Source organism: Herbaspirillum frisingense GSF30 (assembly GCF_000300975.2).
GTDB lineage: Bacteria > Pseudomonadota > Gammaproteobacteria > Burkholderiales > Burkholderiaceae_D > Herbaspirillum > Herbaspirillum frisingense.
In genome coordinates, this window is the sequence record NZ_AEEC02000002.1 from 171,507 (window position 1) to 180,595 (window position 9,089).

Below are 9,089 nucleotides of genomic sequence, written 5' to 3' on the forward strand. Positions count from 1 at the left end.
CCAAAAAATACTCGCATTATACTGAGCGAAAATATAGTGAACTGCGGGGCTGAGCCGCTCTGCATTTCGCCCACTCAACATCGAGGTGCAGACGTGCCGATCTATGAATATGAGTCCCCAGCGCGTGAGTTTCGATATAGGGTCTGGTATTCACAACACACAGAGGGATGGAAGGTGGATGCCGCCCAGGTTTTACGTTTCAACAATCCGTTGACGCCACGGCAACCTCTGCGCGGCGCCTATGCCGAATCCTCAGAAGCAATAGCGAAAGGCGTTCAGTGGTGCGAAGAAATCGTCACGCAGCTGAAACCGATTGATCGCAATAAGATGTGAAAAGCCGCCTGATGGCGGCTTTTCTATTCGGTCGGCATGACCTTCCGTCCGCGGCGCTTTCGGACGTAGTTCTCCGTCATTACTACACTAGCGTGGCCGAGCTGCTGCTGGGCCTCACGGATATCCTTGGTTTTGTCCGTCTTGTCAGTGGCCGCCTTTGCGCGCAGGTCGCGGAATTGGAAGTCGTCACCCTCAATGCCGGCGGCAGCTCGGGCGGCCTCGAATCGGAATCGCAGCGCAGCTCTGCCCAGCGGCTGGCCCTCTTCATTGACTATTAGTCTTGTCGAAACCACGACGCCAGAGATGCCGCGTTTTCTTGCCTTGATGCGCTCGATCAGCTCCGCGAGCTTTCCTTCGATGGCGATGCGCAGCTTATGCCCAGTCTTATTCTGCCGCACCTCGATACTGCCATCACGGAGGTGCATTTCATCGATCTTCAGTAGGTCCGCCGGGCGGCCGCCGGTGAGGTATGCTAGGTCCATTGCCTCGCGAGTTGGTACGTCGGCTTTGCTCCACACTGCCTGGAAGGCGTCGTCATAGACATAGGTTTCACGGCCATACTCGCGGAACGATTTGATGCCGGCGCATGGATTCGGAAGGTCGGTCAGCCCCTCTGCCCGCGCCGCATTCCAGATGTGCGAAATGAGCGACTTCTCACGATTGGCCGCTACTCGGCCTTCGTTGCCTTCCACCGGTTCCCCCTTCTTGCGTAATGCATCTTGGGTTCGCTGGACGCGCCACGACAGGAACTGCTTGATGTGGATAGGCTTGATTTCCTCCAGGGGCGCCGGCGGATTGTCGAAAAACTCAAGCAGCGTTTCTATCTGCCTCAATTTTTCTTCCCGCGTCTTTGGCGCGTTCTCGATCAGATACTTTTTTTGATAGACCTCACAGGCGTAGCGGAACGTCACCACCTTGGAGACGGCGGCCTGCGGGAGCACCTCCAGCTCGGCCCATTTGCGCACGGCCTCGACGTAGTTCGAGCCGAGTGGAATCTCACGGCGTGGCGTACCGCCGGCGTCATAGTAGTAATAAATCATCCCACTGCGTTGCTTGCGCGCACGCACGCCGCGTGGAAGATTCGAATTTTTCGATGGCCTGCGCCCCATGTCATGCCCCAATCACTGCTGGTTTCCATCCCTTTTTCGGGGCCTCTGCCGTGCGGCGCGATTCTACCGCCGACAGCAGGACCACCGGACGGCCGCGCGCATTTGAGATAAAGGGAATCCCGATTTCGCGCAGGAATGCCGCCTGCATCTCATACTTGGTCTGCTTGACGCCGGCGCGGGTAGAACCGCGCCGAATGCCTGTGAGACGATCCAAGCTCTCGTCATCAAGAAACAAATCACTCATGACCGTGGTTCCCTCTTCCCCATTTCAACACTCAGATTGCCGCTGTAGTCGCCCAAGCAAAGACGCCTGGCTTTACGATTCGCGGTATTGCGGCGTAAATCTCCCGCATCATCGCAAGTGAGGATGTCCGCCAGCGGCACACCCCGGAATTGCCCCGCCAGCTCGTTGTCCAGCTCCACCCATGCGAATTTCTGGCCGTTGCCCAGGTGCTGACGGATGACCGACACATAGCCCGCCAGCACGCCGTCATCGGGTGTATTGAACGTAATGCGGTCCAGGGCCTGCGGTGGCAACATGACGAAATCACGCTGTTTCGGCTGCTTGGCGAAATACTTGGCAGCGTAGCCTTCGGCGCGGTAAGACAGAGCGGGATTGGTGGTTGTGGTTGCGTTCACTTCTGGTTCTCCTGAATGGCCGTAACAGAACACACGCCAAAGCGATCGACGGCGGCGGCGATCACGTCGCAGCTATGGGCTGCGATGGCGGTGTATGAATGGCGTGCGCTGGCGGTGCGCACGACGACACGAAACGCTGTCATAGGGCGTTCCCTTTCGTTGGGTTGGTATCAATCGGAAGTTCGGTCACATCGAGCCGGCCAGCGCGCCAGTCGGCCACCTGGCGCGGCGTGCCGAGGCGCGGGGACTTGTCCGGCACAGGCACCACGCGCGGCCAGGGGCACGCCTTGATGGCATCCCAGGCGGCCAGGGCCCGGCGCTGTTCGTCGGCCGTCATAGCCGGTGCTGGCCATGTCTGCATGTCGTCCACCATCGGTCGAGGCCAGGGACATGCGCCCAGGACGAGCCATGCATGCTCGATTTGGGCAGCCTGGTCCGGCTTGAACATGACCGGTGCGGGTGCTGTCTTCTGTTCGAAGGACGCATTGGCCGAAGATCCAGTCCCGGCGGGGGCCGTACAGTTATTTACACGAGTCCAAGGGAACCGCGAACCCGCCGTAGTGCGGGCGTCGTGCCCTTGAACTGGCGTCCATGTGTGACGAACGGATTTAAAGACCACTCCGACCATCTGACGGCATTGCACGCCATAGGGCATGACACGCTCGCACTCTTCATAGCGGCCGGTGACAGTCTTGGTTTCTTTGGCCAGTGTGACCATCAGATCGTCGCGCTTCACCAGGGCGCCACCTTGGGCACGCAGGTAACTGGCCCAGCAGGCACGCTTCTCGCCCTCGATCTTTTGCACCGCACCCCATGCAGCGGCCATGGCAGGCGGGGCCTCTTTGACCATGTCTGCCGGAACGCGCCGCAGCTCGCGCCAGACGCTGACTGGTGCGCCACCCCATTGCTGGAACTGACGAATCCCCCAGCGGGCCGCCCAGGCTTCCACGCGGGCAGAGGGTGTTAGCTCCCGATCTCCCGCCATATCGGTAGTGATGAGGTAGCCTTCTTTGGTCTTGTGGTCGGCCACGCCATCAATGTTCTTGGCCACGTACTTGGCGATGTAGCCTGCAGCACTGCCTTTTGCCCAATCAATGCGTTTCACATCCAGGCGACGCTTGAATGCGCCTGGTTCGCCGCGATCCACGCGCCAGGCGTATCGCTTCATCACGCGGATAGCGCGGCTGGCCACGTCCTTGACGTGCGGCGTGGTGTAGTCCGGCAGAGCCCGCACGAATACCAGCATGTGCCAATGCGGGCAGCCATCGTGATGCGGTTCAGCAATCCGAAAACCGTACAGACCGATCCCGCGACGGGCCAACGCCGAGCGAGCCAACGCAGTCATCTTGCCTAGGTATCGATTGGCTGTGCGCGGGTCCGAACCGTCATACTTCGGATTCGGCTTGCCCGTATGCAGCGTCGCATGGAAGCGCGATGGGCATGACCATGTGAGGAACAGACCCTGATCGTTGCACTCCTTCGCGATGACCTCGAAACCGTTGATGCGCAGCATGAGCTCACCGCGACGAAGAGTCTTGTTCGCGGTCGTCTTCTCCGCCAGTTCTGCAATGCTGAATTCCTGGCCAGCCTCATTGCGCACAATGGTTGCTTCCAGAGCGGCGGCATTTCTCCGGTTCTGTGCGAGGCGAGAGAGTACGGCGTCATTACTGGCATAGGGCTCGCCGTGGTAGTGGACATAGCCCAGGCGGATATTCCCGCCCTCAAAGGCGCGGCCGACCACCTTGCGCAGCTGCCGACGCCACCAGCGCGGATCCACCACGCGGGCAATAATGGCGCGCAGGTCATCATCGTCGACTTCCGGCATATCAATGCCGTAGTCGCTGCACTCTTGTTCGATGAGGTCGCGTGCGTGGGTATCAGAAATCGCCCTCCACAAGAGCTTTTTGACGTTCTCGGCGGCTTTCTCGGCCGTGGCGCAGATATCGGCGTCATCCTGAGACAGATCCACCCCGGCCGGCACGTACTGCTCAGCGAACTCACGGACGAACTGAACGGCGACCGGTTCAAAGATCTTGTTCCAGTGCCATACCGACATCAGTTCCAGGGCCTGGCTCACGACACGCCCGCGCCACTTCAGCGGAATACGTGCCAGTTCCCCGGAAAACTGGTGCGACTCGACGAAAGCCCGGTGCCGACGCCGTGTCTTCGCATCGACTTTTCTAGACTGCATTGAGAGCTCTTTCATACGTCGTAATGGCACGCAGCACCGCATGGCGCATGGCCAGGCGTTCGGCTTCAGTGAAGGAGTGAATAGGACATTCCCAGCGATCCGCCGAGAGTCCTGCCAGGGCCAGAATGTGTCGACGCACTGGCCTAGCCATTGCCGCCCAGGAATAGGCAATGCCAGTTTGTAGGTTGGGCCGCCTGCGATTGCGCAGCAGTGAAATGGATTTACTTAGCTCAGCCTTGGCAGCTTCATTACCCGGAGGTGTGGGCACCCATGCCGCTCGCTCGCGCAGCAGGTCCGCTGCCGGACGGAATGACGCATGGTCCTTAATTCGTGCACCGCGCATGATCACCCTTTCACTAGCCCGAGTGCCGCCAGAAGAGCCGGTGCAAGCAGCAACAGAACAGCGATGCCATGAGCGATCAGAGTACGCATTACCATGCTCCCATCAGGCCACCGAGGCGCTGCAAGCGCTGGACAAGACGCGCCGCAATAGCGCTCTTACCTTCCCAGATCACATTCCACTGCAGGTCATCCTGTAGCACTGCCTTGCGCAGCAACATCCGCTGCGCGCACTGAAATTCTCTGATGTCGTCGCCCAGGCGAAGCCGCAGCGAGGCGATGGCAAGGACGGCCGGTTGCTGATCGAGAGCCATGGTGAGCTTTCTTTAGGGTGAGCGAATCCCGCGTGCGCCGAACGGCGCACGACAGGTCCTAGTTAAATTGGGATTCAGCGACCGGCTAAGCGGTCACCAGCAGGTCAGGCAGCGCCTGTTCCTTGGGGCGCGAGATAGGCACGTGGCGAGATGGGAAGGCTCACCTCGGGATTAGGCATCGCGGACATCGATACAGTACGGGAAATCTCCAGCGTGGCTACGAAGGTATGGCCGCAATCGACGTTCTGGCATCGATAGGTGATTTCCTTCATCAGCGTAGACATGGTCCGGCTTTTGGCTGCACGCACAGCGCTTTGGCAATGAGGGCACGGCAGGCTGATTACACGCATGTTGTTTTCTTTCCCTTGATGGCATAGAGTGCACGCCCCTTGCCAGTAATACGTTTGATACCTTCTCGAACAGATTGCGCTAGAGCGAACTCAGCGGCCTGTTCAATCGTGTCAAAGCCTTCGCGGTTCATGATCACTTCCAGGGCTTCGACTAACGCAGGATGGGTGAACGGCAGTTCGATATCAGGCATTGCGAGGCACTGAAAAGTGGCTCGTGAGCGCCTTGGCTTGCACGTTCTGCTCGGATAAGATCGGCATCGAATAGGATTGCGCCAGGGCGATGGCCTGATGCATCAGCAGATCATGGGCCAAGGTGGCCAGGTTCTCACCCTGGTATTGGGCCAGGGCCTTCATGATGTCGTAGTTGTCGTCGTTGACGCGCACAACGATGCGGCGATGACGGATTTTGCGGGGGTCGTCGTACATAGCAGCCTCCGTGCTCAAGCCCGTTCGGCTTTAACGTCGTTGTCGTAGGCGGCCATGCCGCGCAATATCAGCAGGCGCACAAAGGACGAGCGCGTGCGCAGATCCTGGCGGGCCAGCTCAGCCAGTCGTTCTTCTTCATCAGCTTCAAGGCGGAAGGTAACGGCCACCGAGGTATCGGTGTGGGGGCGGCATACGGGCTTGGAGAGAGTGGGCATATGGGATAATGGTTGTACACGTCACTTAGCAATGACGTGAATATAGCGGTCGTATGACCGCAAGTCAAACAATATATTGCGGTCAAATGATGGAATTTAACGAGCGTCTAAAGTTGGAGCGTAAGCGGTTAGGTCTGAGCCAAGAGAAGTTTGCTGCCTTGGGTGGCGTTACGCGTGATACGCAAATGAACTATGAGAACGGATCGCGAAAGCCCGACTCGGCTTATCTCACTGCTATGGCAGTGGCGGGAATTGATGTGTTATTTCTCTTAACGGGAGAGTCGAGCAATGCTCCGCTAACCAAAGATGAAAGCGATTTACTTGAAGGATTTCGCAGCCTGGATATTCGAGGCAAAGCTGGCGTGCTTGGAATGATTTTTGGATTGACCTCCGGCTCTGAGTCGTCGCCGGGAGCGCGGACGCCAGCCATGAACATTAAAGGTAACGTTGGTCACCAAATTCACGGAGATGTATTTGGCACCATTAAAGGCGTCGTCATGGGGAACAAGATCGTCAAAAAGAAATAGGAGAGCCAGCCGTCTTGTATTGATCGTTTCAAAGACGCTGTATATGGAGCCAGGAGGCTTTTGAGAGTACGGATGCCGCGAGTCCTGCAACGGGAAATTCCGCGACGCACTAGTCAACAGAGAAATCTTCTATACCCGCCGAGAAGCTCTGGTCGTCATCGAGCGATGGTGTCGCCAGTACGATACCGATGGGCCGTACAGCGTAATGAGATACCGCCTGCCGACATCGCAGGCAACAATGCCGGTAATGGGAACGGTCACAGCCGTCCAGAATCTACGCAGAGCGGCTTGTCGCGTACCTTTAAGCACTCCCTTTACAACCGCCTTGCTTGAACACTCGCTCAGTCGTTGCTGGACTATTCACGAGCTTTTCCACGGGCCTTCGAGGACGTGCGACCAGTTCGCCGCCGCAATTAGGGCAACTGCCTTTCAATATGTCGATAGTGCAATCAGTACAGAAGGTGCACTCGAAGGAACAAATCCTTGCCTCAGTCGATTCTGGCGGGAGGTCTTTATCGCAGCATTCACAGCTGGGTCGTAATTCAAGCATTTTTTCTCCGTTGCGGAACAACTTTTTTTGGCCGAATGGAATATCTCAAGAGCGTAGACGAAGATCTGCTGGGGACTCGATCATAGTTATCACAGACCCGATGATAAATCAGATTCAAGTTCTCGCAACGATAGCTTTCGATGGGTAACTTGCCAAAATTACTGAAGTAGTAACAGGCCCAAACTTTGCCAAGGTGTCGATAGCGGCTTCCAGCTGCGCCATCTCTTCAACTAGGAGCCGAACAAGAAAGCAATCTTCTCCGGTGATGCGGTTGGCATCAATAATCTCGGGCATTGTCACGAAGGTAAGCAAGCAGCGTTTGATCTCCGCGTGCGTCTTCCACAGGCCTGAGTGGCAGATTTTTGCAGCAGCGGATATTGGTTTGGTGCGGAAAATTTTATTGCACAGGCCTGTCATTTCAATAATAATTGAAATATTGAATTAATGAGGCAGGCCATGGAAACAAAATCCGTTATCGCCGCGCTTAGCGCGTTGGCCCAAGAGTCCCGTCTGGGCATCTTTCGCCATCTGGTTCAGGTCGGGCCGGACGGCAGTGCAGCGAGCAAGATTGGCGAGGTGCTGGACATCGCACCATCTTCGCTGTCCTTTCACATGAAGGAGCTGTCACACGCAGGCCTGGTGACGTCGCGGCAGGAGGGGCGTTTCGTCATCTATGCCGCCAATTACGACGTCATGAACGAGGTTCTCAGCTTTCTCACCGAGAACTGCTGCGGTGGCAATCCCTGCTCTCCAGTTAGTGCATGCTGTCCACCATCAGCTGCTGCTACTTGAGGCGGAGTAAGCATGCTGGTAGCGTTTTTCATTTTCCTGATTACCTTGGTGCTGGTCATTTGGCAGCCCCGGGGTCTGGGCATCGGTTGGAGCGCTTGCGGGGGCGCAGCCGTGGCGTTGCCCTTGGGCGTAATCCATTGGGCTGATATTCCAACGGTTTGGCACATCGTCTGGAATGCCACTGCGACCTTCATTTCCATCATCATCATCAGCCTGCTGCTGGACAAGGCTGGTTTTTTTGAATGGGCGGCGCTTCATGTGGCTCGCTGGGGAAAAGGTAACGGCCACTGCCTGTTCGTATTGTTGGTGCTGCTGGGTGCCACAGTATCGACGATCTTTGCCAATGACGGTGCCGCTCTGATCTTGACGCCCATCGTCATCGCTATGCTTCAGGCGCTGCGGTTCTCGCCGCAAGCGACCCTGGCATTCGTCATGGCGGCGGGCTTCGTTGCGGATACAGCGAGCTTGCCGCTGGTGGTGTCGAACCTGGTCAACATCGTTTCGGCGGACTACTTCAAGCTTAGCTTTGCTCAGTATGCCGGTGTCATGATTCCGGTCGACCTGGCCGCGGTAGCCGCTACGCTCCTCGCGCTCGTTGCCTTCTTCCGCAAGGATATTCCAAAGAACTACGACCTTTCGCAGCTAGCAGCGCCGGCTGCGGCTATACGCGACAAGGCCACTTTTACGGCTGGTTGGTGGGTGCTTGTGCTGCTCCTCTTAGGCTTCTTCTTGCTAGAAGGCCTGGGTGTTCCCATTAGCGTGGTAGCAGCCGCCGGTGCGTTGATTCTTTTTACCGTGGCCGCGCGGGGGCATGTGATCGCGACGAGAGATGTGATCAAGGGCGCACCATGGCAGATCGTCTTCTTCTCATTGGGCATGTACCTGGTGATCTATGGCCTGCGTAACGCGGGCCTGACGAATCTGCTGACACAGGTGCTGAATGGTCTGGCGGAGCATGGACTCTGGATCGCTACACTCGGGACTGGCTTCCTGACGGCAATTCTGTCTTCCATCATGAACAACATGCCGACCGTGCTGGTCGGTGCACTATCCATAGACGCCGCAACGGCGCATGGCACGGTACGCGAAGCCATGGTCTACGCCAACGTGATCGGCTGCGATCTCGGGCCGAAGATCACGCCAATCGGTAGCTTGGCGACCCTGCTTTGGCTCCACGTGCTGGACCAAAAGAAACTCCACATCTCGTGGGGATACTACTTCCGCGTCGGTGCTGTACTCACGATGCCAGTGCTGCTGGTCACGCTCGCAGCGCTGGCGATCCTCCTCCAATAGAACCTGACACA

At 57.5% G+C, this 9,089-nt stretch carries 16 protein-coding genes and 1 pseudogene; 5 read left to right on the forward strand and 12 right to left on the reverse strand.

From position 1 onward, the window contains the following. Positions 1-174: 174 nt before the first annotated feature. On the forward strand, positions 175-333 hold the full coding sequence (locus HFRIS_RS25395; protein ID WP_161625958.1) for a hypothetical protein: 159 nt from the start codon (positions 175-177) through the stop codon (positions 331-333). Positions 334-356: 23 nt separating this feature from the next. Here the strand turns inward: HFRIS_RS25395 and HFRIS_RS02245 are convergent, their stop codons facing one another. The 10 genes from HFRIS_RS02245 to HFRIS_RS02280 all read right to left on the reverse strand — a co-directional run bounded on the left by HFRIS_RS02245 (position 357) and on the right by HFRIS_RS02280 (position 5,916). After that, positions 357-1,373 (reverse strand): tyrosine-type recombinase/integrase, encoded by a 1,017-nt coding sequence (locus HFRIS_RS02245; RefSeq protein WP_006461593.1) that lies wholly within the window; start codon positions 1,371-1,373, stop codon positions 357-359. A 70-nt stretch (positions 1,374-1,443) separates the two neighbouring features. Further along, complete coding sequence (locus HFRIS_RS02250; RefSeq protein ID WP_006461594.1) at positions 1,444-1,686, reverse strand: DUF4224 domain-containing protein; 243 nt, start codon at positions 1,684-1,686, stop codon at positions 1,444-1,446. Further along, positions 1,683-2,081: a hypothetical protein gene (locus HFRIS_RS02255; RefSeq protein ID WP_006461595.1), complete on the reverse strand. Its 399-nt coding sequence runs from the start codon at positions 2,079-2,081 to the stop codon at positions 1,683-1,685. The genes HFRIS_RS02250 and HFRIS_RS02255 overlap by 4 nt, the downstream gene beginning before the upstream one ends. Next, entirely contained in the window at positions 2,078-2,224 is a 147-nt protein-coding gene (locus tag HFRIS_RS25525) for a hypothetical protein (RefSeq protein WP_008331387.1), read from the reverse strand. The genes HFRIS_RS02255 and HFRIS_RS25525 overlap by 4 nt, the downstream gene beginning before the upstream one ends. After that, entirely contained in the window at positions 2,221-4,272 is a 2,052-nt protein-coding gene (locus tag HFRIS_RS02260; RefSeq protein ID WP_006461596.1) for a replication endonuclease, read from the reverse strand. Before HFRIS_RS02260 ends, HFRIS_RS25525 begins: the two co-directional genes overlap by 4 nt. Before the next feature lie 431 nt (positions 4,273-4,703). Further along, a complete protein-coding gene (locus tag HFRIS_RS02265; RefSeq protein ID WP_006461597.1) occupies positions 4,704-4,925 on the reverse strand; it encodes a hypothetical protein in 222 nt (73 codons plus the stop codon). Positions 4,926-5,029: 104 nt separating this feature from the next. After that, a complete protein-coding gene (locus HFRIS_RS24675; protein WP_006461598.1) occupies positions 5,030-5,275 on the reverse strand; it encodes an Ogr/Delta-like zinc finger protein in 246 nt (81 codons plus the stop codon). Further along, complete coding sequence (locus HFRIS_RS02270; RefSeq protein WP_006461599.1) at positions 5,266-5,466, reverse strand: hypothetical protein; 201 nt, start codon at positions 5,464-5,466, stop codon at positions 5,266-5,268. Before HFRIS_RS02270 ends, HFRIS_RS24675 begins: the two co-directional genes overlap by 10 nt. Further along, on the reverse strand, positions 5,459-5,701 hold the full coding sequence (locus HFRIS_RS02275; protein ID WP_006461600.1) for a hypothetical protein: 243 nt from the start codon (positions 5,699-5,701) through the stop codon (positions 5,459-5,461). Before HFRIS_RS02275 ends, HFRIS_RS02270 begins: the two co-directional genes overlap by 8 nt. Before the next feature lie 14 nt (positions 5,702-5,715). Next, positions 5,716-5,916, reverse strand: coding sequence for a hypothetical protein (locus HFRIS_RS02280; RefSeq protein ID WP_006461601.1), 201 nt, complete (start codon positions 5,914-5,916; stop codon positions 5,716-5,718). A 53-nt stretch (positions 5,917-5,969) separates the two neighbouring features. Between HFRIS_RS02280 and HFRIS_RS02285 the strand changes: the two genes are divergently transcribed. Together HFRIS_RS02285 and HFRIS_RS26055 are read left to right on the forward strand one after the other, a co-directional pair. Further along, positions 5,970-6,443, forward strand: a complete 474-nt coding sequence (locus HFRIS_RS02285) for a helix-turn-helix domain-containing protein (protein WP_244436248.1) — start codon at positions 5,970-5,972, stop codon at positions 6,441-6,443. Positions 6,444-6,528: 85 nt separating this feature from the next. Next, positions 6,529-6,654 (forward strand): annotated as a pseudogene (locus tag HFRIS_RS26055) (integrase core domain-containing protein); the annotation flags it as partial. A gap of 90 nt (positions 6,655-6,744) precedes the next feature. Here HFRIS_RS26055 and HFRIS_RS24680 read toward each other — a convergent pair. Further along, entirely contained in the window at positions 6,745-6,993 is a 249-nt protein-coding gene (locus HFRIS_RS24680) for a DUF1272 domain-containing protein (RefSeq protein ID WP_006461603.1), read from the reverse strand. Positions 6,994-7,107: 114 nt separating this feature from the next. Then, positions 7,108-7,410, reverse strand: coding sequence for an Lrp/AsnC ligand binding domain-containing protein (locus HFRIS_RS24685; RefSeq protein WP_081626816.1), 303 nt, complete (start codon positions 7,408-7,410; stop codon positions 7,108-7,110). Positions 7,411-7,449: 39 nt separating this feature from the next. Here HFRIS_RS24685 and HFRIS_RS02295 point away from each other — a divergent pair, with 39 nt between their 5' ends. Together HFRIS_RS02295 and HFRIS_RS02300 are read left to right on the forward strand one after the other, a co-directional pair. Next, complete coding sequence (locus HFRIS_RS02295) at positions 7,450-7,785, forward strand: ArsR/SmtB family transcription factor (protein ID WP_039874105.1); 336 nt, start codon at positions 7,450-7,452, stop codon at positions 7,783-7,785. 12 nt (positions 7,786-7,797) lie between these two features. Further along, positions 7,798-9,078 (forward strand): arsenic transporter, encoded by a 1,281-nt coding sequence (locus HFRIS_RS02300; protein ID WP_006461605.1) that lies wholly within the window; start codon positions 7,798-7,800, stop codon positions 9,076-9,078. Positions 9,079-9,089 lie beyond the last annotated feature (11 nt).